This is a genomic window from Rhizobium sp. AG207R (assembly GCF_027109195.1).
In the GTDB taxonomy this organism is placed as follows: Bacteria; Pseudomonadota; Alphaproteobacteria; order Rhizobiales; family Rhizobiaceae; genus Rhizobium; species Rhizobium dioscoreae.
The window spans coordinates 25,201-46,650 of record NZ_JAEPVT010000005.1; the positions used below are offsets into that span (position 1 = coordinate 25,201).

The window sequence follows — 21,450 nt, forward strand, 5'->3', positions numbered from 1 at the left end:
CATTGCCAAAACCCTTACGAGGAGATTGCTCCGGTGAAACGCAAAACCGCTTTCGTACACGCACTAGCCCTCTCGGCCCTGCTTCTGTCTTTCTCCGCCACGGTCACCACCGCGGCAAACAAGACAGTGGCGCTAACCTATATTGTCGAGCATCCGGCCATCGACGCGGCCCGCAAAGGGATTGTCGATGCACTGGCCGATGCCGGCTTCATCGACGGCAAGACCGTCACACTCGACATTGCAAGCGCTCAAGGGAGCATGCCGACGCAGACGCAGATCGCCAAGACATTTGCCGGCAAATCGCCCGACATGATCGTCGCCATCTCCACACCGTCGGCCCAGGCCTGCCAGGCCGCAGCCAAAGGAGCGATCCCGATCGTGTTCTCGGCCGTGACGGATCCCGTTGCCGCAAAGTTGGTCAAAAGCTTCGCTCAACCGGACGGCACGCTGACCGGAACCAGTGACAAGCAGCCCCTGAACCTGACCTTCGAACTGATTCATAAACTGACCCCGACGGCAACGAAGATCGGCGTCCTCTATAATGCCGGCGAGGCCAATTCCGTCGCGCAAGTGGCTGAAATGAAGACCGAGGCGGCGAAGATCGGTATGAGTATCGTCGAGGCGACGGCGGCACAGTCGGCCGCGGTGCCGGACGCTGCCCGCAGCCTCGTTGGCAAGGCCGATGTAATCCTCCTGCCGACCGACAGCACGGTGGTCTCGGCCGTCGAAAGCGTGGTCAAGGTCGGCGTCGACGCGAAGATCCCGGTCTACGCCAGCGACACCAACTCAGTCGAACGGGGTGCGATGGCTGCACTCGGATTCAATTATTACAAGCTGGGACGGCTCACGGGTGAGATTGCCGCCAAGGTCCTGAATGGCGCAAAGCCGGGCGACATCCCGGTCGGAACACTGGACAGCGAGGATCTCTACCTCAATCTCGCCTCGGCCAAGAAGATGGGCGTCACTCTCTCCGAGGCGATGACACAGAGCGCAGCGAAGGTGATCGACCAATGAGCCTGATTGCCCTTTCCGGTGCCTGCGAAGCAGGCCTGCTGTTTGCCCTCGTTGCCCTTGGCGTCTATCTCTCGTTCCGAGTGCTCGATTTTCCGGATCTAACTGTCGACGGCAGTTTCCCGCTCGGCGCGTCGGTTGCAGCGTCAACGATCATGGCCGGCGTGCCGCCCATTGTTGCGACATTCCTCGGATTTGCCGCGGGCGCTTCTGCAGGCTTCGTCACAGCATTCCTGTCGGTCCGGCTGAAGATCATGAACCTGCTTGCAGGGATCCTGACCATGGTCGCATTGTTCTCAATCAATCTGCGCGTCATGGGTAAGCCGAATGTTTCGCTTTATGGGACCGATACCATCTTTTCCTGGATCGGCGGCATCGCAGCGCTCGGGGTCTGGGCCAATACAGTATTGCTCCTCTGCATCGTATTGGCCGCAAAGATGTTCGTAGACTGGTTCCTTGCCACGCAAATGGGACTGGCCTTACGTGCAACCGGCGCCAGCCCGAGGATGGCCGAGGCACAGGCTGTCGATAATGGCCGCATGGTCATGCTCGGCATGGCCCTCGCTAACGGCCTCGTCGGGCTTGCCGGGGCGCTTTATGCCGAAAGCCAGGGCGTTGCCGATGTCTCAATGGGCATCGGCACGATCGTCATCGGTCTTGCCGCCGTCATTATCGGCGAAACGGTCGTCGGCGCAGGATCGGTCGCGCGAGCCACCTTCGGCTGTATCCTCGGTGCATTGATCTACCGGCTGGTCATTGCGCTGGCGCTCGACGGCGGCGTGATCGGGATCCAGGCACAGGATCTCAATCTGGTAACAGCATTGGTCGTCGCCGTCGCCGTGATGATTTCGAAAACGCGGCTGAAGAAGCTGCCCTCCATCAGGCGTAGCCGGCTGCCTGAGCCATCGAAAGCAGAAAGAGCGACCTCATGATGCTGAATCTCGACGCGATATCGGTCACCTTCAACCCGGGGACAGCTCTCGAAGTGGCTGCACTGCGTGGCGTATCGCTGGCCATCCCCAAGGGGCAGTTCGTAACGGTGATCGGCAGCAATGGTGCCGGGAAGTCGACACTCCTTTCGGCCATTGCCGGCGCTACTTCGCCCGATCGGGGCCGGATCGTCATCGACGGCGTCGACGTTACGCGGTTGCCGACCCAGGCACGGGCGCGATTTATCGGCCGCGTATTCCAGGATCCGCGCATCGGAACCTGTGAGGCTCTGACCGTTGAGGAAAATCTTGCGCTTGCTTCCGCGCGCGCCGGACGGCGCGGACTGTCCCTTGCGCTTGGTGGACGGATTGGGCGCGCGCGGTTTGAAGAACAGCTTGCCAGCCTTGGCCTCGGACTTGAAACGAAGCTTAAGGCGGGGATTGGCACCCTTTCCGGCGGCCAGCGGCAGGCGGTAAGCCTGTTGATGGCGACATTGCTGCCCATGAAACTACTTCTTCTCGACGAACATACGGCAGCGCTCGATCCTAAGGCGGCGTCGCGCATCCTGGCACTTTCGGCGGAAATCAGCGAGCGTCAGCGTCTCACCACACTGATGGTCACGCACAGTATGCGCCATGCTCTCGATTATGGCCAGCGCACCATCATGATGAGCGGGGGACGCATCGTGCTTGACGTCGCAGGGGATGAACGGGCTGGTTACGATGTGCCGGACCTGATTGCGCTGTTTGGAGCGGTAAGCGGCGGCGAAATTGCCGAAGACAGGCTGCTGCTCGCTTGACATCCGCCGCGATCATCCGCGGCTTGTTTTCGGAACTTCGCTGGAATATATCTGCAATATGCAATTAAAAAACGATAAAACCGATAATAGGGTGACGGAGGAACGCGAGGATGGAACGGCGGTGAAGCCAGCCTTTCGGCTCGATCGCTGGGTGCCCTACCGCATGTTTCTGGTGGCAAGCAGCACCGCTGAGTTGCTCGCATCCTATTACGGGCCACGATATGGCCTGTCCCAGGCGTCATGGCGAATTCTCGCCATCGCCGGCAGCCGCCCGGGGCTTTCGAGCAAGGAAATCTGCCATGCCGGAGCGCTCGATCAATTCGCAGTAAGCCGCGGCATTGCGCAATTGGTCTCGCTAGGCTTTGCCCGGCGCAATGCCGGTGCCGGTGATCGCCGATTCTCTGCGATCGAACTCACACCCGAGGGCTACAAGGTGCTCGAGGAGATCGTGTCCATCGGTCAGGCGATGGAAGCACGTATTCTCGAAAGCTTGTCGGTTCGTGAGCGCGAGGTGCTACATGCCATGCTTGATCGCATCGAAGATGCATGCGCCGGAGCTGTCGCTCGTGGCTGGCAGGCGGTGGTGGCCGACATCAAATCTGGGATCTAACCCCGAATATGGCTTATCCCGATAAAAGCCCCCGAATGCTCTCCATAGAAAAGCGGCTATGAAGTTCGCATAAAGTCTCAGGGTCCAGCCCGAGGGGATCAGGAGCTGGATCGGTCGCGGCCTTGCTCCATAGGCACATTCGCATTCGGTCCGCATCTTCGACGGGCGCTATATTTGGACTGACCGTCAATGCCCCGGAAAGCTGAATTCAAGCTACCCCTACCAAGCGCGGCGAAGCGCGCAGGCGAGCTATGTCACGCGCCGGCGGTTCTCCAAAGTGGCGCCGATATTCGCGAGTGAACTGCGACGGGCTTTCGTAACCCACGCGGAAGGCGGCGGTCGTGACGTCAATGTCCTGGACCAGCATCAGGCTGCGCGCGTCCTGGAGCCTTAGCTGCTTCTGGAATTGCAGCGGCGTCATCGCCGTCACGGCGCGAAAATGCTCGTGCAGGCTCGACGGACTCATGCCGACTTCCGCAGCAAGCCGCTCGATGCTGAACCGTTCCCGGAAGTTCTGCCCGATCCACGCAATGGCGCGGCCAACCTGCGCCACCCGCCCCTGGCTCGAGGTGATCTGGCGCATCCTGGCACCATCCGGGCCGGCGAGCAGGCGATAGAGAATTTCCTGCTCGGTCAACGGCCCGAGTACGGGCAATGCTGCCGGTTCGTCGAGCAGAAGCAGCAGGCGCAGCACCGCATCGAGCAGACTGGCGCCGGCGTCGGACACCGTCTTGCCTGTGGGCCGAGCGGGCGCTCCCGGCGGCGGCGGCACATGCAACGCCAGCTGCCCCAGCTTGACTGGATCGAAATCAAGGAACAGGCAGAGATAGGGCCTGTCAGGTGTCGCCTCGACCACCTGGCCCGTTGCCGGCAGATCGTAAGTCACAATCCCATAGCGGCCCGGCGCATATCTGAACACGTGGTCACCCAGAGTAACCTCTTTTTGCCCCTGTGCGACAAGGCACAGTTGCGGCCGATATACGTTCGGCATCGGCATCGTCACCGTGGAGGATCGAGCAAGCGTCATCCGTTCGATGGGGGTGGCGTGGAAACCATCCTTGGAGGCGTGTCGGGCAATTACTGCAGAGATTTTGGTCAGTGTTTCCATGAGCCTGACCATTGCATGCGAGCAGGAGGGCAGCAAGGCGAAACCGTGCGGCTTCTGGAGGATTGGGCAGTAATCCCGGCGCATAAGGCTAACGGTTCGGCGTCGCCACACATCATAGTGTCCGAAGCACCTGGGTCGCAGCGAACCAGGCTGCAGAACAAGGACGGAGCAAACATGACGATGGATTATTTGAAAGCCCCCACAGTAGCACTGGGGACCTGGGCGTGGGGCGACAGCGGCGAGACCGGCGACGGTTACTTCGGCAGCCGCCTTACTCAGGCTGGCCTCGAAGAGGTCGCGGAAAAGGCGCATGCGAGCGGATTCACCCTGTGGGATACCGCCATGGTATACGGCATGGGCCGTTCAGAAACCCTACTTGGGGAGATACTCAAACGCTACGCCCGCAGCGGCTATCAGCTCTCCACGAAGTTCACCCCGCAAGCGGCAGGGACCGGTGATGATCCCGTGGCGGACATGCTGGAGCAGAGCCTGGCGCGCCTCGGCACCGACTACATCGACCTCTACTGGATTCACAATCCAGCCGATGTGGCGCGGTGGACTCCGCACCTGATACCGCTGCTGAAGAGCGGAAAGGTCAAACATGTCGGTGTCTCGAATCACAACCTGAGCGAAATCGAGCTCGCCAACCGGATCCTCGGAGAAGCCGGATTCCGGGTTGAAGCCATCCAGAACCACTATAGTCTCCTCTACCGCAGCTCCGAGCAAGCTGGCATCCTGGACTACTGCCGCAATCAAGGTATCCCGTTCTTCGCCTATATGGTGCTTGAACAGGGCGCCCTGACTGGCAAGTACAGTCCGGAGAACCCGCTGCCAAAAGGAAGCAGCCGGGCGGCTGCTTACAATGGCATGCTGCCTCAGCTAAAGGCGCTGACGGACATGCTCGCCTCGATCGGCCAGAAGCAGGATGCGGCCGCTCCCGATGTCGCGATAGCGTGGGCAATCGCCAAGGGCACAACGCCGATCATCGGCGTCACCAAACCCGATCATGTCGATAGTCTCGTCCGAGCCGGCAGCATCAGCCTCACCGGCGACGACATTGCAGAGCTGGAAGCGCTCGCTGACGCCGCGGACGTGAACACCCGCGGCTGGTGGGAAAAAGAGATGCAAGGCTGAAGCTCCGCTATCCTAAGATCTCGGAGCCGTTCCGACCAGTACCGCAGCCGATCATCTCGTTCTGCGGGACGATCGCCGGTCTCCCTGATTATACAAGTGCTCCGGAATGTGTTGGCGCATCTTGCAAGTTCCGGAGCGCGGGATGCCTCAAAGCACCTCGACCGTATCGCAGTACATACTTCCTTCTGAAATATATACAGCCGCAAACATTTGAGACGATGGAGAATGGATCGCCCAAAGTTTGAGTTGACCGTTTTCGATGGCGAGGCGACACTTGCAACCCAAAGCAAGGCAGGAGGAAGAGTGATGAATGAGCCAGACCGCTGGCGGCACATGGCAAGCGCTCCGAAAGACGGCAGTCGGATCCTTGTCACGATCCGCCCGTCAGAACAGGGGCCTGCAGAAGTTGACCTCGCATATTGGTCGAATGGCGATCAATTTGGTACGGAAGGCTGGCGCGCCTCCGATTCTTCACCCGGGCACATCATCGAATATGCCGAGCCGGAACTAAAATGCTGGATGCCGATGCCCTCGGCCAATCTCAATCGCACCTCAATGCCTTCACCTTGGGAAGGCGACAACGCCCAGCAACTCGACGGGTCGGGGATTTGAAAGCTGGCGCCGGCTTGTCGCGCGGATTCGATAACAAATTTGTATCAGGAGAAACGCGCGGCATCCATCAAGGCGACGCCGATAGCAAAACGGCGAGCCCCAGGCCCGGTTCGCGGCGATCGCGAAGAGCAGTCCGAAATTACCATTTGCAAGAGGATATGCATGTCAATGGCCAGCGCGCCGTTCATGCGCCTCCGGCTTTACCCATTCCCGCTTCACACGCGCCAATATCAAAAGCTGACTATGCGGCTGTGGTTCGAATGTCGTCGTAACTACTCATCGGCGCAGCTTGTCGCCATTCGCATGAGCGTTGATGAAGGATCCCAACAGGGGATTTCGTGTGATGCGCTCCATTCCCGCTCGGACCACTCATGCTGCAACTTGAATTTTAACGCGTTAAATAATAAATTTTCGCGCGCTACCTTTTATTGCAACACAAAGCGCAAAAGAACTTGTCGGGATTTTACGTCTCTGGTTGCGCTGCTTTCCACGTATGCGCATAAGGCATTCGTAGCGACGGCAGCTGGAAAAATGGTCGACTTTAGATGGAAAAATTGACGCATAAGACGATGGAGGATTTCGCGAAGTCCTGCGGTGTCTCCCGCCCTACCCTTTCCAAGTATTTCGACGATCCGACCAGTGTAAAACCGGCAACCCGCGCGCTGATCGAGGCGGCGCTTCGTTCGTCGGATTATCAGCCTAATCTTTATGCGCGGAACCTCAATCGCAAGAGAACCCGCAATATCGGCATCCTGGTTCCCGCCCTTACCGATCCCTTTTATGCAGAAATGGTCAATCGCCTGGAATTGCGCCTGCGCAACGAGGGTTACTGGCCGATCGTGTTCTCGTCGCACGGTTTGCCCGAACTGGAAGGCGAAGCGGTCAACACAATGCTGTCCTTGAAGGTAGCCGGTGCGCTTGTCGCACCATTGGGGAAGAAATCCGATCCGCGCACCTTTGAAAAACTCGCGCAGAACCTGCCCATCGTCTATTTCGACACTTATATCGAAGGCAATACGCCCTTCATCGGCAACGACAATTACCAGAGCGTCGCAACGATCGTGGAATATCTTTGCCGATCCGGAGAGGCGCCCGCCTATCTCGACATTCCGCATGTCAATCACAACTCACCCGAAAGGCTGGCAAGCTATATCGCCACCATGGAAGCCGCAGGCTGCGAGCCGCTGGTCATCAGCACCAGTGTTGCCTACACCTGGGAGTTCGAGCGCATCGGATACGAGCAGATGGATGGCCTGCTCCGCGCAAAGTCTCTTCCGCGCAAAACCATCCTTTGCGCGAATGATCGCCTCGCCTTCGGCGTGATGGCAGCCGCCTTCGCGCACGGGCTGAAAATCGGGCGCAAAAAGGGCGACAATCTGCGCATCGCGGCCCATGACGACCATCCCTTGAGCCGCTATACCTGCCCGCCGCTGACGACGATGGCTCAGGACTTCGCCGCGATGACGGCAAGCAGCGTCAGCACGCTTCTGATGCTGCTTGGAGATACGGACGTGCCCACCCAGTCGATCGCGCGCAAGGTCTGCCTGGATGGAACACTAGTCATGCGGCAGTCGGCCTAAGGCGACACCTGCTCTTCATCTAAATCAAGACAGCTTCGAAGCCGCGCCACGCCGCGACGGCCTCCTCCACTGCCCGCCGAGCCTCCGCCACATATCTCCCCATCGACACGAAACCGTGGATCTGCCCCGGCCAATGGCGATGTACCATACGCACCCCTTCTTCCCGCAATCGCCCGGCATAGGCGATACCTTCGTCGACCAGAATATCGTGTCCGGCGGTGGCGATGAAGGCCGGTGCTACTCCGGCCAAGGTCTCGGCTTGTAGCGGAGAAACCCTCCAGTCTGCTATATCGGCTGCAGTGCGAACGTAGTGATCGCGAAACCACCTCATTGTCGGGGCAGTCAAGCCGAAGCCTTCGGCATAACGGCGATAGCTGTCGGCCGTCTGGGCGGCGTCCGTATTGGGATAGATGAGCAGTTGCGCCGCGAGCGGCGGGGCATCGCCATTGCGTGACATCAATGCCAGCACGGCAGCAAGATTGCCGCCGGCACTGTCGCCAGCAACGGCGATCCTCCCGGGATCGATGCCGAGGTCCGCCGCCGATTTCACCACGAATGCCAAAGTCGCAGCGCAATCGGTCACTCCGGCGGGAAATTTGTGTTCTGGCGCTAGCCGGTAGTCGGGGCAGATGACAGTGCATTTGGCAGTATTGGCGAACCATCGGCAGATTTCGTCGTGCGATTCGAGATTGCCGATCACCCAGCCGCCGCCATGCAAATAGATGAGGCCCGGGCCATGCTTCAGAGGCGCACCGATGCCGCGATAGATGCGCAAGGCGATCGGACCGCTCGGGCCGGCAATCCCGCGATCCTCCAGCGAAGCGACCACCTCTCTTGCGCCCTGGAGCGTCGGACAATTCGCATCATAGTCGATACGCGCCTGCTGAGGTGTGCCGGTTTCGAATGGCCGACCGCTCGACCGACTGGTGAGAGCAAGAACGCGCAGCGCGCTTTCATCCAGCTTTTCCATTGGATTATCCCCTCTCTGCAGCGATCAGGCGAGAAGGCTGCGTGCTTCGTCTTCGTCAAGGCGCGGTGGCGGAGTGAATTGCGCGCCGATGCTGACCGACTGCCGGCTTTCCCCCGACTGGAGAATGGCCTCCATGATCTCGAGGACATGAAGGGCCAGCTCTCCCGACGCGCGGGGAGGTCTCCCCTCCTCAAGCGCTCGCGCAAGGTCGGCGACACCGAGCATGCGGTAATTCGCCCGATCCGGTGCATGGAATGGCCAGTTCCTCGCGCCGTAAAGCTCGCCGTCGCTTTCGAAATCATACCAATCGGCGCCCCGCTCGGATAGCGACACCGTTCCGCCGAACGTGTCCGGATCGGGCAAACGGAGCGAACCTTCGGTGCCATGAAGCTCGATTGGATGGTTGGAGTGGCGAAACACGTCCCAGGAGGCGCCGAAATTCACGGTCGCGCCGGATTGGAATTCCAGAAGCGACAGGATGTTTGTGGGAGTGCCGACCTTGAAGTGCGTATTCTTGAACGGGCCGTCGGCGGTGATCAGGCGTTCTTCCTGGCCCTTCGTCGCCATTGCCATGACCCGCACGACCGGACCAAGCAGGTTCACCATCATCGTCAGATAATAGGGGCCCATGTCGAAGACCGGGCCGCCGCCCGGCTGATAGTAGAATTGCGGATTGGGGTGCCAGTGCTCCATGCCGCGCCCCATCATGAAGGCAGTGCCGCTGACCGGCCGGCCGATCGCGCCCTCATCCATCAGGCGCCGCGCTCGGCGGCCTGCAGCGCCGAGGAACGTATCGGGCGCCGACCCCAGCTGCAATCCGCGGCGCTTGGCCTCCGCCACGAGAACCAGTCCATCGGCCGCCGACGTTGCCAGCGGCTTCTCCGTGAAGACGTGCTTGCCGGCAGACAGGGCCGACATCGTGACGTCGAAATGGACGGCGGGAACAGTGAGGTTCAGCACGAGATCGACTTCGGGATCGGCCAGCAATTGGTCGACGCTGAGCGCGCGAATACCATATTCCCGGGCACGCAGCGCGGCGACATCGGCGGATATATCGGCGCAGACGCGCAATCCGACACCGGCAAACAGCGCTGCATTGCGCAGATACGTCATCGAGATGTTACCGCAGCCGATGACGCCAATGCCGAGCTTAGCTTTTGAATTACCAGCCATATTACCCAATCCCCCCTGATCTACCACATCTGTTCGCCGCGCTTCGGCGCATCCGAACGATGACTCCCGGGTTGATTTAAAGCACCTTATTTCTTGACGCGCGATAAATTTTTATAAAACATATGCGAATACTGGCGTGGAGGTTTGGAGGTCGCCAGTCTTCCTGGGAGGGAAACATGACAGATATCAAGAAGACGCCGGCTTACTCCACGAGTGCCGGACAATCGATAATGCTTGATCGTCGTCAGCTGCTGTTGGGTGCCGCCGGCGCCGCCATCGGTACGGCAACGCTTGGAGTTGCTACAAGCCTTGGCATCCGCCCGGCGCGTGCCGCCGATCGGACGGAAATCAGCTTTGCCAGCGCCAGCTTCTTTGGCAAGGAAGGCCTCGGCGACCTCGTCAAGACGTTCAACGAGTCGCAAAACCGCATTACCGTCAAATTCATCGAACTGCCGCCGCCGAGCTCGTCGACGGAAGTCTATCAGGGCCTCGTCCAGCAGCTCGCCCGCCGCAACGGAACGCCCGATGTTTTCAGCCAGGACGTTATCTGGATCGCGGGTTTTGCATCCGCCGGCTGGGCGCTGCCGCTTGACGAGTATTTCCCGAAAGACAAGCGTGCCGATTATTTCCCCGGCACAGTGGCTGCCTGCACCTATGGCGGCAAGTTGACAGCGCTGCCATGGTTCGTCGATTCCGGCATGTTCTACTATCGCAAGGACCTCGTGGAAAAGCACGGCGGCAAGGTACCGGAAACCTGGGCCGACATGGCGACGATGGCGGCAGAGGCGCAAAAAGCCGGCGACGCCAAATTCGGTTATCTCTGGCAGGGCAAGCAGGCCGAGGTTCTGGTCTGTGACGCCGTGGAAATCATCGCATCCAACGGCGGCTCCATCCTGTCCGCAGATGGAAAATCTTCCGTCATCGGCGACGATGCCGCCGTTGCCGCGATCCAGTTCCTGTATGACACCATCAACAAGACGAAGATCAGTCCTCAGAACGTGCTCTCCTGGGACGAAGAGCCCTCTCGCCAGCCGTTTACGTCTGGTGAGGCGATGTTCATGCGCAACTGGTCCTATGTCTATCCGATCGCGCAGGATCCGAAGGCCTCGCATGTCGTCGACAAGGTGGCTGTCGCGCCGCTGCCGCATTTTGCCGGCGGCAGGAGCTCGGCCTGCCTTGGCGGCTACCAGCTGGGCGTCAATGCCAACTCCAAGAAGCGGGAAGCGGCGATCGAATTCCTGACCTGGATGTCTTCACCCGAAACCCAGACCCGGCTTGCCTTTAATTTCGGTCTTGCGCCCTCGCGGCCTGCCATCTTCCAGGATGCGAAGCTCAAGGCCGAGCAGCCGTTCATGGCAAGTCTCCAGAACGTCTTCACCGGAGCCACGCCGCGGCCGATCACGCCGCAATATGCCAAGGTGACGCTGGCATTGCAGTCCAGCATCTCCAAGGCGCTGGTCAGCGGCAACGTCAAGGCCGAGCTTCAGGCAGCCGCCGCCCAGATCAACAAGATCGTCGGCTGAAATGGCCGTGACGATGACGGTTGCCGTTTCCGAGCCAACTCCAGGTAAGTCGAGGGCGCTGTCAAGCGCCCTCTGGCCCTGGCTGTTGCTGCTGCCGGCATTTCTTTCGCTCGCATCGGTATCCTTCTATCCGATCGTCAACGGCGTCTATCTGTCCTTCACCAACCGCTCGCTGATCACACAGGACAATGATTTCGTCGGTATCGCCAACTATGTGCAGCTGCTGGCCGATCCGCCGTTCTGGAATGCCTGGTGGCACACGATCTGGTTTACCCTGATCTCGACGTTGCTCGAAACCTTCATCGGCCTGGCAATGGCGCTGATCCTTTGCGAGACCTTCGCCGGCCGGGGCATGGTCCGCGCCGCCATGCTCGTGCCCTGGGCCATGCCGACCGTCGTGACGTCGAAAATGTTCGGCTGGCTCTTCGACGGTCAGCACGGCATCGTCAATTTCATCCTTCTGCATGCAGGATTGATCGACCAGAACGTCAACTGGTACGGGTCACCGGACACGGCGCTGACGACGATCATCCTTGCCGATGTTTGGAAGACCACGCCATTCATGGCGCTTCTTTTGCTGACGGGGCTGCAGACCGTTCCGAAATCGCTGATCGAGGCGGCACGCATTGATGGGGCAGGAGCCTGGACGATCTTCTGGCATATTCGCCTGCCGCTCCTGATGCCGACGCTGCTGATTGCCGGCCTCTTCCGTGCGCTCGATGCCTTTCGCGTTTTCGACCTCGTCTATGTGCTGACGGGCGGCGGCCCAGCCGATTCCACCGAGACGCTTTCGACGCTGTCCTACAAGGTACTCTTTTCGACGCTTCAGTTCGGCTACGGCTCTGCAGTCTCGACCGCCATGTTCATCACGGAAGGTCTGATCGCCATAGGCTTCTGCGTCTTCCTCGTGCGCCAGATCAGGAGGACGACATGAACGCAGAGCGCTCAGTCCTTCAAAACATCGCCATCTATCTTGGCGCGCTGTTCATCCTCATCTGGTCCGCCGGCCCATTCATCTGGCAGTTTTCGACATCGCTCCAGCTCGACAAGGCGCTGACCGAGGGAACGCCCTCGCTCATACCGAACCCGTTCACGCTGGAGCACTACTACAATGCCTTTGTAGAGAAAGGCCTTCATCATTACGTGCTGAATTCGCTCGTCGTTTCCCTTGCGACCACAGCACTTTGCCTGATCGTCGGTTCGCTCGCGGCCTTTTCGCTGTCGCGCCTCGATGTGAAGGGACGCTTCGGCATCCTGACGGTCATCCTTTCGGTATCGATGTTTCCGCAGATCGCGCTCGTCGGGCCTCTCTATCTCATCGCCTCCGATCTCGGGCTGCTCGATACCTATACCGCGCTGATCATCACCTATCTCGCGCTCGGATTGCCGCTGGTGACCTGGGTGCTGTTCGGCTATTTCGAAACGCTGCCGCGCGAGATCGACGAGGCGGCCCGCATAGACGGCGTCGGCCCTGTCGGTCTGCTCTGGCATATCATCCTGCCAATGTCGCTGCCGAGCCTAGTCACGACAGGCCTGCTTGCCTTCATTACCGCCTGGAACGAGTTCCTGTTTGCGCTGGCCTTCACGTCGGACAGCGACAGCCAGACGATCCCGGTCGGCATCGCCAATTTCACCAACCAATATTATGTGCCCTGGGGAGACATCGCCGCCGCATCGGCTGTCGTCACCATACCGCTCATCATTTTGGTGCTCTTCTTCCAACGACACATCATCGAAGGCCTGACCCAAGGCGGAATCAAGGAATAGCGGGAATGCGCAAGGACATAAAGGTCGGCTGCCAGACATTCACATGGGAAATGCTCGGCAATACCTGGACTGGAACGGCAGATGATCTGCTGTCGGCCATTTCCGTCGGCGGCTACTCCGGCCTCGAAATCACCGATACGATGATCGGTCGCTATGGCGCGGAGCCGCATGCCTTCGCGAATGCATTGAGGGATTGCGGCTTGACGCTCGTCTCCTTCGCCTTCGGTTCCAGGAGCGGCTTTACCGTCGCTGACGCCGTGAAGGACGATCTTGCGACGGCCAAGCGCTGGATCGATTATGCCGCGCATTTTCCCGGCGCGCTCGTTTCCATCGGCTCGGCAACCGTCGTTTCCGATGGCCCGCGAGATGAGAAGTTCGCCATTGCCGGCGAGTTCTACAATCGCGCCGGCGAACTGGGCAAGGCCGCCGGCGTTGAGGTCGCCGTACATCCGAGCTCGCATCACAATACGCTACTGTTCGACCGTGCCGATTACGACCGCATCTTCGCATTGTTGGATCCGAACCTGGTCGGGTGGGTGCCGGATACCGGTCATATCCTGCGGGGGCATGCCGATATGCTTGACACGATGCGCACCTATCAAGACCGTATCCGCTACCTGCATCTGAAGGATGTCGATGCGCAGGGCCGATGGGCGATGCTCGGCAAGGGCGTTCTCGATACGCCGGCCGTGATCGACCTCGTCTCGGCCGCTCCGCGCTTCAATGGCTGGCTGGTGCTGGAGGAGGAATCCGAGACGGCCAGCTCCGATCCTGCCGCTGCGGTCAAAGCCAATCGCCAAACCATGCGCGGCTACGGAGCATAAGGAGTAGAACCATGATCGAAAAGGAAAGTCGTCGTCTTCGCGTGGGAGTACTCGGCTGCGGCCCGATCGCGCAATTCGCACATCTCGAATCCTGCGCCAAGGCGAGAAATGCCGATCTTTATGCGATCTGCGACGCAGCCCCCGATCTTCTGGCCCGCATGGGCGCGACCTATGAGCCGCAGAAGATGTACGATGATTATGATGCCATGCTGGCCGATCCCGAGCTGGAGGCCGTGATCGTCGCGACATCCGACGCCTATCATGTGCCGATGTCGATCAAGGCGCTTGAAGCCGGAAAGCATGTGCTGTGCGAAAAGCCGATCGGAGTGTCCGTCGAGGAAGGGCAGCAGCTTGCCGAGGCCGTGCGCCGGTCCGGGAGGATCCTGCAGGTCGGCCATATGAAACGCTTCGATCCGGCGCTTGAGGCCGCGCGTGATTTCGTACGCGATGACATAGGCCAGATTTTTGCGATGAAGGCGTGGTATTGCGATTCCACCCATCGCTACACCAATACGGATGCGGTGCAGCCCCTGCCCGTCACCAGCAAGCTTGCGCGCAAACCATCAGGCAATCCCAAGGCCGATCTCCGGCAATATTTCATGCTCGCCCATGGCTCACATCTCGTCGATACCGCCCGCTTCTTCTGCGGTGAGATCGTCGCCGTGCGTGCCCGGCTTCTGGAACGTGCGGGTGCCTATTGCTGGTTCGTGGAGACCGAGTTTGCCAATGGTGCTCTCGGCCATCTGGACCTGACAGTTGCCGTGCGCATGGATTGGCATGAAGGTTTCCAGCTTTATGGCGAAAACGGCTCGGTTCTCGCAAAGACCTTCAATCCCTGGTACTTCCGCTCGAGCGAAGTGGAGATCTTTCACGAGAAGGATGCGACGAGTCGGAAGCCGCTCGGTGCCGACGGCCATTTCTTCCGCCGTCAGCTGGAAGGATTTGCAGATACGGCATTAAATGGCGCGCCGATGCGCGGTGCCAATGTCGAGGACGGCCTGGCCTCCATCCGCGCGATGGTGGCGATCGCCCGATCGGTGGAACGAGGCGAGCGCGTCGAACTCGCATCGGTCACGGGAGCGGTCTGATGCAGATCGGCATCTTCGCCAAGACCTTTCCCGGAACGGAGCCGCTCGGCGTTCTCTCGGCCGTGCGCAACAGTGGTTACGCATGCGCGCAGTTCAATCTCGCCTGCTGCGGTCTCCCGTCCATGCCCGATGCCGTTTCGGAAGAAATGATCGCGACCATCCGGGCAGCGGTCGAGGCGACGGGCGTCTCTCTTGCCGCCCTGTCCGGCACCTACAACATGGCTCACCCTGATATTGCTGTACGCCGAGCGGGCCTCGCCCAGCTCGCCGTCGTCATCGAAACGGCGGCGGCACTCTCGATTCCGCTGGTAACGCTTTGCACCGGAACGCGCGACCCGAACGACCAATGGGCTTATCATCCAGACAACGGCGATCTCTCCGCCTGGACCGACATGGCGGCTGAGATATCGAAGGCTCTGGAGTTGGCGGAACGGCATGGCGTCGATCTCGGCATCGAGCCGGAGCAGGCCAATATCGTCACCTCGGCACGCGACGCCCTGCGGCTGATCGACGAGATGGGATCGCGGCGGCTGCGCATCGTGCTTGATCCGGCCAATCTCTTCGAACAGGCAACACCTGCCAAGGCGCGGGCGATAATTGAAGAGGCGGTCGAAACGTCAGCCGGTCATATCGCCCTGGCCCATGCCAAGGATCGTTACAGCGATGGTCGCTTCGCAACCGCCGGACGGGGCGTGGTGGATTTTGCCGACTTCATCGCGCGGCTGCGCTCGGTGAATTTCGAAGGCCCGCTCGTGACGCATGGCCTTTCTGCTTCGGACGCACCGGCGGTTGCCGGCTTTTTCAAGGCGCTAATCTGATGGGCAAGAAATGGTTCAAGCGCGACGATGCGGAACTTGTCGTCTACGAGAATGGGCAAGGACTCCCCGTCATCTTCCAGCATGGCCTTGGCGGCGACGAGGCACAGGTTGCACAAAATGTTCCCGCTTCGGTAGACATGCACCGGCTGACGCTGGAATGCCGTGCGCACGGGGCATCCTCCCTCGGCAATACACGACCCTTTTCCATCCGCATGTTTGCCGAGGATGTTTTGGCCGCGGCCACCGTATACGGGTTCGATCGCTTCATCATCGGCGGCATTTCGATGGGAGCGGCCATTGCGCTGCACCTCGCTCATCATCACGCCCACCGGATTGCCGGGCTCGTTCTTGTGCGCCCCGCCTGGACCTTCGAGGCATCGCCGGGCAATCTCGCGCCGATCCGCACAGTGGCTGCCCTCATCCATTCGCATCCGATCGAGGAGGCCAAAAGGCTCTTTATCGCCTCTGAAACAGGACAGCGGATCGCCTCCGAGGCACCGGACAATTTCTCCTCCCTGCTTGGCTACTTCGACCGACCAGATGCTCTCGCCTTCGCCTCTGTTCTGGCTGATATCGCTGCAGACGGGCCGGAGGTGCCGCGGGCAGCAGCAGCCGCTCTTGCCGTGCCTGCCCTGATTATCGGCAACCAGCACGATGCGATCCATCCGCTCTCCTGCGCGCAGACGCTCGCCGATGTCATTCCAGGCGCGAGCTTTGTCGAAGTCACCGCCAAGGCTGTCGATAAAGATAAGCATTTTGCCGAGGTCCAAGACGCCATCGCGCATTTTCTAGCATCCAAAACACTCCGGAGCTTCGTTTCGTCATGACGTCCAGACCTCTTTCCGGCCCGGCGGCCATCGCAGCGCTTCCCCGCAACAGGCTTCTCGGCGAATTTTCGCTCTGGTCGGCCGATCTTGCCAATATGGAGACCGACCTCAAGCGCATCGAAACCTATGTCGATCTACATCACATCGATGTCGCCGATGCGCGCTTTACGCCGGGCTTCCTGTTCTTTCCTGATTTTGTCGCGCGCATCGCCAAGTCGACGGCGAAGCCGATCCACGTGCATCTCATGGTCGAGGCTGAAATCGTCGAGGAGCAGACACGCCAGTTCATAGAGGCGGGAGCGGATTTGATCAGCGTCCATGCCGAAAACGGCGATGCCGGCTTACGCGCCATTGCACTTGCCAAAGAGCTTGGCGCCGAAGCCGGCGTGGTGCTGCGGCTGGAAACACCCGTTTCAGCGATCGAGCCCTTTATCGATCACGTCGCCTTCGTGACGCTGCTCGGAACCTCGATCGGCGTCAAGGGACAAAGCCTTTCCGACAAGGCATGCGACCGGCTGCTCGAGGCGCGTTCTCTCCTGAAGAAGGCAGGCCGCGAGGATCGCGTAATTCTGGCCGCGGATGGCGGCATTCGCGAGCAGACAGTGCCACTCCTGCGCCAGGCCGGGGCACAGACGGTCGTTCTCGGATCGCTGGCATTCGGCGACAAGAATCTTGGCGACCGGATCGCCTGGCTGCATGGACTGGAGAGCCAGGTTTCGTGAAAAAGGTCGCTCTTGCATTCGATCTCGGTGGAACGGAGCTTCGCGCCGCACTTATCGATGATGCGGGATGCCTATTGTCGTTCTCGTCGCTATCGACGGATGCGGCCGGGGGTCCCGCAGCCGTCATCCGTCAGATCGAACTGCTGGCGGAAACGGTGTTGGCGGAAACGCCCGATCTTTCGCCGATCGGGATCGGGATCGGCGCGCCCGGTCCGCTCGATCCGGACGCCGGTATCGTCATTGCGGCCCCGACGCTGGTCGGATGGCATGAGGTCCCGCTGGCGGAGATTCTCCAAAACCATTTTCAGCTGCCCGTGCGGCTCGAAAACGATGCGAATGCGGCAGCTCTCGGGGAATGGCGATATGGCGCCGGCCGCGGGGCGGGATCGATGGTGTTCGTCACGGTATCGACCGGTATCGGCGGCGGCGTGATTGCCGATGGCCGGATCCTGCATGGCAGACGGGGCCTGGCTGCCGAGATCGGCCACATGACGATCACAAACGAGGGCGAACGTTGCTTTTGCGGCGCAGTCGGTTGCTTCGAGGCCGTCGCCTCCGGCACGGCACTCGGCAGGCGGGCGACGGTCCGCACCAGGCCGTCAGACGGATCGATACTGCGCAAGTTCGCCGCCGATGCCGACGTGACTGGACGACATGTCGTAGACGCCGCACGAAAGGGCGATGCCGATGCATTGGCGCTGCTGATCGACGAAGCGCGGTGGCTAGGGATCGGCTTTACAAACCTGCTTCATCTCTATTCGCCCGACGTGCTTGTCATGGGCGGAGGAATTTCGCATGGCTTCGATCTTCTGCACGACCAAGTGGCGGCGACGGTTCGCGAGCGCGCCATGCCCGCCTATCGCGACGTGCCGATCGTTGCCGCACAGCTTGGGCGCCATGCCGGTCTGATCGGCGCCGCCAGCCTCATCTTCGACGGCTACGGAAAGCCGCCCCGGAGTCGATGAGTCCCAAGGCGCGCCAGCGCGTGGCAGTTGGCCGCGCGATCGTTCGAAATCCGAAGATCTTTCCGTTCGACGAGCCACTTTCCAATCTCGATGCGGCGCTGCGCGTCAACATGCGGCTGGAGCTGATACGCCTGCATGACGAAGTGGCTGCAACGATGATTTACGTCACCCACGACCAGATCGAGGCAATGACATTGTCGATCGAATCACTCTTGACCCGCAATTTTCGGCCGATAGAAATGAACTGAGGCTTTGCAACCAATATCGTTGGTCAAGAAAGCTGGCTGGAGCCGCTACTTCTCAGACCCTGTCCTGTCTTGCGGAAAAGACCGACGATGATGACCTCGAGAACGCCACAGCTTGCCTTCGTCCTATCATGCCTGGGTGCTTTGAACGGATCGCACGCCATGGCACAGGAAGCAGCGGCTCCGCTGTCGGGCAGCTTTGCCGACCTATGCGCCGTCGACGGCGAGCATCCGTCGAAGCTCTGGCGGATCAGCAGCAGGCTGGACCCTGCCTTATGGAGATCGCGTATCGTTTGCGATCTCTCATCTCCTTCCAGGCCGATATTGCGCATCTCGGTGCATCCAGGTGATGCCCCCGACCAGAGTATCGGCGATGCGCCGACCGAACGGGTGGAAATTCAAATCAAGAAAGAGGTTATCAAATTCGATGAGCCGACGTGGTATCATTTTGCCTTCCGGCTCGAAGCCCCCTGGCGAGGGATCGGCAACCGCACCGTCATTCATCAGGTAAAGCAAAATATTCCAACGGAGGAGACGAAGCCTCTTGGAGCTTGCCAGGCGGCAAATCCATTGTTCAAAATCGAGGCTATACCATCGGAAACAGGGGCGAATTTCGTTGCCAAAGTGCGGGGTAGCGCCGACTGCAACGCCGGTCAATCCAAGATAATCTGTGGTCCCTGGCATCTCAATGTGGGTGACTGGAATGATGTGAATGTGATGCTGAAGCCGAGCCTGCAGGAGGGTGCGAGCTCCATACAGGTCTATCTCAACGGACGCGCCTGCGACTCCTCCTATACGGGGCGCCTCGGCTTTCTCGATCACGGTATGCGGCATCAAGACGGCCGCCCGTTCATCGACGTTCAGCCGCGCTTCGGGATCTATAGGGACACTCTTCCCGGCGTCGTGCAATCAGTTGACTTCGCGGATATCCAGTTCTGGTCGACGGACCCTTCCAGCGATCCCGCTTGGTCGAAACTGGCAGTATCCGCCGAGTAATCATCCGATCTTTTCGGATCGATGACAGAAACGCTCCGTGTGGCCGCCCGTTTGCGCATCTCCATCTGAACTTCAAAACAGGTCGGAAAATCTCGACTTTCAATCGCCGCTGCCACAATTACGCCCGCCGTTTCCGGAATTGTCTGCAGCACGCATGCCCCGCTCGCACGGGGTGCAATCCGATGCATTATTCGGGAAGTATGGTTATCACGTGAAGACTAAAAAATTTGTTCTTTTGCCCGCTCTGGCTTTACTGATGGCAGGCTCCGCCGCGCATGCGCAGGAATGGAGATATTTGCCGGATTATGGCGACGATCTGGATGGCGGCTATGTTGCTCCGCGCTATTGGCGGGAGGCACCGCCGCGTTATCGCGACGATCCGCGTCTCGACGACGGCTATTACTATCGGGGCGACCGTTACAACGACTATGACGATGAGGACGGCGATTTCCCGCCAGCCCCTCGTCCACGGCGCCAGGCTTCGATCGATCGGAATGCGGTGTCTCCCCAATTCAGTCCGGGCCTCAAGGACGACAAGCAGGCCAGTCTGGCGCAATCGCCGATCCCGCGCAGTGTTGTGCGTTTTTCCGGCTACGATCCCGGCACAATCGTTATCTCCACCAAGGAAAAGCGCCTCTATCTCGTGCTCAACGACGGAACTGCCCTCAAATACGGCATCGGTGTCGGCAAGCAAGGCTTCGCCTGGAAGGGCACCGAGACGATCAGCCGCAAGGCGGAGTGGCCCGATTGGACGCCGCCCAAGGAAATGATCGCTCGCCGTCCGGAATTGCCTGACCACATGGAAGGTGGGCTCAATAATCCCCTCGGAGCGAGAGCGCTCTATCTCGGTTCCACCCTCTACCGCATCCACGGCACCAATGAGCCAAACTCGATCGGCAAGGCGGTGTCGTCCGGCTGCATTCGCATGGCAAATCCGGATGTTATGGATCTCTATGGCCGGGTCGGCGTGGGAACAAAGGTCGTCGTTCTCTGACTGCACTCCGACCATGCATGGGTCAGCCTGGAGCAATTCCAGGATAAAGTGCGCAGCCGTTTCCGTAGGGAATTGCGTGAAGACAAAAGCTGGAGCGGTTCATATATTCGATGAAAAGCTCAACCGCTCTGGCAGGACCGGAAACGCACACCATTGGACGGGAAGGCAGTCATCACAGGCACCATGGCCGTGACCTGCATTTTGTCGCGCCTCGGCGCATCGCGGAAATCGGATTTTAGGCCACCGGTCTCTCAATTCGCATCCGAGCGGAATGAATAGCGGAGAGAGGAAGGGCGCGGACGAAATCATCGGCGCTATGCAAGCCCGGACTCCGCCATACGCGGAGCCATTCGCCTGCTGAACGAAGCCCGCCGATGCGAGCCGGCCAGATCGGAAAGCCGAGAACAATGAGCAAGGCGTTGTAAAAAACAGCACCTTGCCTCATTCAAAAGGCCACAGTCTAACTACCTGTAATCTTGAATTCATTAGCATATTCTTCCGAACGCAGTACATCGGCTTGGGAGGCCTCTGCCCCGTTGAAGAATTCCTGCAGGAGCCGGGTAATGCGCTCCGGCGATGTACCCTTGGCATATTCTTCCTGCATCCGGCGTCTGACCAGCATTTCCAAGACTGACATGTCTTTCACCTCATAATTCCGGCGCAAGGAAAATGTCGCTCTCAATGACGCGGGAGGCAAGTTACAGTTTTTTCATGGTCTTGATGGCTCGACGACAAGACTTCTGATCTCTTTCCG

The 21,450-nt window shown here is 59.8% G+C and carries 22 protein-coding genes and 1 pseudogene; 19 read left to right on the top strand and 4 right to left on the bottom strand.

The annotated features are described in order from the left end of the window. The first annotated feature begins 33 nt into the window (after positions 1 to 33). From JJQ51_RS12515 to JJQ51_RS12530, 4 genes are all read left to right on the top strand, one after another. Complete coding sequence (locus tag JJQ51_RS12515) at positions 34 to 1,014, top strand: ABC transporter substrate-binding protein (RefSeq protein ID WP_210248394.1); 981 nt, start codon at positions 34 to 36, stop codon at positions 1,012 to 1,014. Further along, complete coding sequence (locus JJQ51_RS12520) at positions 1,011 to 1,943, top strand: ABC transporter permease (RefSeq protein WP_113395937.1); 933 nt, start codon at positions 1,011 to 1,013, stop codon at positions 1,941 to 1,943. Before JJQ51_RS12515 ends, JJQ51_RS12520 begins: the two co-directional genes overlap by 4 nt. Further along, the gene (locus JJQ51_RS12525) at positions 1,943 to 2,740 is read left to right on the top strand and encodes an ABC transporter ATP-binding protein (RefSeq protein ID WP_162746304.1); all 798 of its coding nucleotides are present in this window, start codon (positions 1,943 to 1,945) and stop codon (positions 2,738 to 2,740) included. The genes JJQ51_RS12520 and JJQ51_RS12525 overlap by 1 nt, the downstream gene beginning before the upstream one ends. A gap of 91 nt (positions 2,741 to 2,831) precedes the next feature. After that, on the top strand, positions 2,832 to 3,350 hold the full coding sequence (locus JJQ51_RS12530) for a MarR family winged helix-turn-helix transcriptional regulator (protein ID WP_233788657.1): 519 nt from the start codon (positions 2,832 to 2,834) through the stop codon (positions 3,348 to 3,350). 208 nt (positions 3,351 to 3,558) lie between these two features. Here the strand turns inward: JJQ51_RS12530 and JJQ51_RS12535 are convergent, their stop codons facing one another. Next, a complete protein-coding gene (locus JJQ51_RS12535; protein ID WP_145635575.1) occupies positions 3,559 to 4,458 on the bottom strand; it encodes an AraC family transcriptional regulator in 900 nt (299 codons plus the stop codon). 174 nt (positions 4,459 to 4,632) lie between these two features. Here JJQ51_RS12535 and JJQ51_RS12540 point away from each other — a divergent pair, with 174 nt between their 5' ends. The 3 genes from JJQ51_RS12540 (at position 4,633) to JJQ51_RS12550 (ending at position 7,784) form a co-directional block, all read left to right on the top strand. Further along, positions 4,633 to 5,592, top strand: a complete 960-nt coding sequence (locus JJQ51_RS12540) for an aldo/keto reductase (RefSeq protein WP_113395936.1) — start codon at positions 4,633 to 4,635, stop codon at positions 5,590 to 5,592. A gap of 306 nt (positions 5,593 to 5,898) precedes the next feature. Then, positions 5,899 to 6,204 carry a hypothetical protein gene (locus tag JJQ51_RS12545; RefSeq protein WP_113395940.1) on the top strand — a complete coding sequence of 102 codons (306 nt, stop codon included), beginning with the start codon at positions 5,899 to 5,901 and terminating at the stop codon, positions 6,202 to 6,204. Positions 6,205 to 6,749: 545 nt separating this feature from the next. Beyond that, complete coding sequence (locus JJQ51_RS12550) at positions 6,750 to 7,784, top strand: LacI family DNA-binding transcriptional regulator (protein WP_113389544.1); 1,035 nt, start codon at positions 6,750 to 6,752, stop codon at positions 7,782 to 7,784. A 19-nt stretch (positions 7,785 to 7,803) separates the two neighbouring features. Here the strand turns inward: JJQ51_RS12550 and JJQ51_RS12555 are convergent, their stop codons facing one another. Both JJQ51_RS12555 and JJQ51_RS12560 read right to left on the bottom strand, forming a co-directional pair. Beyond that, positions 7,804 to 8,754: an alpha/beta hydrolase gene (locus JJQ51_RS12555; protein WP_113389543.1), complete on the bottom strand. Its 951-nt coding sequence runs from the start codon at positions 8,752 to 8,754 to the stop codon at positions 7,804 to 7,806. A 24-nt stretch (positions 8,755 to 8,778) separates the two neighbouring features. After that, a complete protein-coding gene (locus JJQ51_RS12560; RefSeq protein WP_113389542.1) occupies positions 8,779 to 9,927 on the bottom strand; it encodes a Gfo/Idh/MocA family protein in 1,149 nt (382 codons plus the stop codon). Positions 9,928 to 10,103: 176 nt separating this feature from the next. Here JJQ51_RS12560 and JJQ51_RS12565 point away from each other — a divergent pair, with 176 nt between their 5' ends. The 12 genes and pseudogenes from JJQ51_RS12565 to JJQ51_RS12620 all read left to right on the top strand — a co-directional run bounded on the left by JJQ51_RS12565 (position 10,104) and on the right by JJQ51_RS12620 (position 20,696). Further along, positions 10,104 to 11,450, top strand: a complete 1,347-nt coding sequence (locus tag JJQ51_RS12565; protein ID WP_113395934.1) for an ABC transporter substrate-binding protein — start codon at positions 10,104 to 10,106, stop codon at positions 11,448 to 11,450. A gap of 1 nt (position 11,451) precedes the next feature. Next, positions 11,452 to 12,384, top strand: coding sequence for a carbohydrate ABC transporter permease (locus tag JJQ51_RS12570; RefSeq protein WP_113389540.1), 933 nt, complete (start codon positions 11,452 to 11,454; stop codon positions 12,382 to 12,384). Continuing rightward, complete coding sequence (locus JJQ51_RS12575; RefSeq protein ID WP_113389539.1) at positions 12,381 to 13,217, top strand: carbohydrate ABC transporter permease; 837 nt, start codon at positions 12,381 to 12,383, stop codon at positions 13,215 to 13,217. The genes JJQ51_RS12570 and JJQ51_RS12575 overlap by 4 nt, the downstream gene beginning before the upstream one ends. Positions 13,218 to 13,222: 5 nt before the next feature. Beyond that, complete coding sequence (locus JJQ51_RS12580; RefSeq protein WP_113350999.1) at positions 13,223 to 14,041, top strand: sugar phosphate isomerase/epimerase family protein; 819 nt, start codon at positions 13,223 to 13,225, stop codon at positions 14,039 to 14,041. Positions 14,042 to 14,052: 11 nt separating this feature from the next. Then, positions 14,053 to 15,129: a Gfo/Idh/MocA family protein gene (locus JJQ51_RS12585; protein ID WP_113350998.1), complete on the top strand. Its 1,077-nt coding sequence runs from the start codon at positions 14,053 to 14,055 to the stop codon at positions 15,127 to 15,129. Then, on the top strand, positions 15,129 to 15,947 hold the full coding sequence (locus JJQ51_RS12590) for a sugar phosphate isomerase/epimerase family protein (RefSeq protein ID WP_113350997.1): 819 nt from the start codon (positions 15,129 to 15,131) through the stop codon (positions 15,945 to 15,947). Before JJQ51_RS12585 ends, JJQ51_RS12590 begins: the two co-directional genes overlap by 1 nt. Continuing rightward, positions 15,947 to 16,774, top strand: a complete 828-nt coding sequence (locus JJQ51_RS12595; protein WP_113350996.1) for an alpha/beta fold hydrolase — start codon at positions 15,947 to 15,949, stop codon at positions 16,772 to 16,774. Before JJQ51_RS12590 ends, JJQ51_RS12595 begins: the two co-directional genes overlap by 1 nt. Then, positions 16,771 to 17,496: a ribulose-phosphate 3-epimerase gene (locus JJQ51_RS12600; RefSeq protein ID WP_113350995.1), complete on the top strand. Its 726-nt coding sequence runs from the start codon at positions 16,771 to 16,773 to the stop codon at positions 17,494 to 17,496. The genes JJQ51_RS12595 and JJQ51_RS12600 overlap by 4 nt, the downstream gene beginning before the upstream one ends. Then, a complete protein-coding gene (locus JJQ51_RS12605) occupies positions 17,493 to 18,461 on the top strand; it encodes an ROK family protein (RefSeq protein WP_113350994.1) in 969 nt (322 codons plus the stop codon). Before JJQ51_RS12600 ends, JJQ51_RS12605 begins: the two co-directional genes overlap by 4 nt. Positions 18,462 to 18,466: 5 nt before the next feature. After that, positions 18,467 to 18,661, top strand: a pseudogene (locus tag JJQ51_RS12610) (ABC transporter); the annotation flags it as partial. 207 nt (positions 18,662 to 18,868) lie between these two features. Beyond that, positions 18,869 to 19,702, top strand: a complete 834-nt coding sequence (locus tag JJQ51_RS12615) for a heparin lyase I family protein (RefSeq protein WP_162748767.1) — start codon at positions 18,869 to 18,871, stop codon at positions 19,700 to 19,702. Positions 19,703 to 19,958: 256 nt separating this feature from the next. Then, positions 19,959 to 20,696 (top strand): L,D-transpeptidase, encoded by a 738-nt coding sequence (locus JJQ51_RS12620; RefSeq protein ID WP_308936544.1) that lies wholly within the window; start codon positions 19,959 to 19,961, stop codon positions 20,694 to 20,696. Between the two features lie 460 nt (positions 20,697 to 21,156). Here JJQ51_RS12620 and JJQ51_RS12625 read toward each other — a convergent pair whose 3' ends face one another. Continuing rightward, a complete protein-coding gene (locus JJQ51_RS12625) occupies positions 21,157 to 21,333 on the bottom strand; it encodes a hypothetical protein (RefSeq protein WP_173002461.1) in 177 nt (58 codons plus the stop codon). Positions 21,334 to 21,450 lie beyond the last annotated feature (117 nt).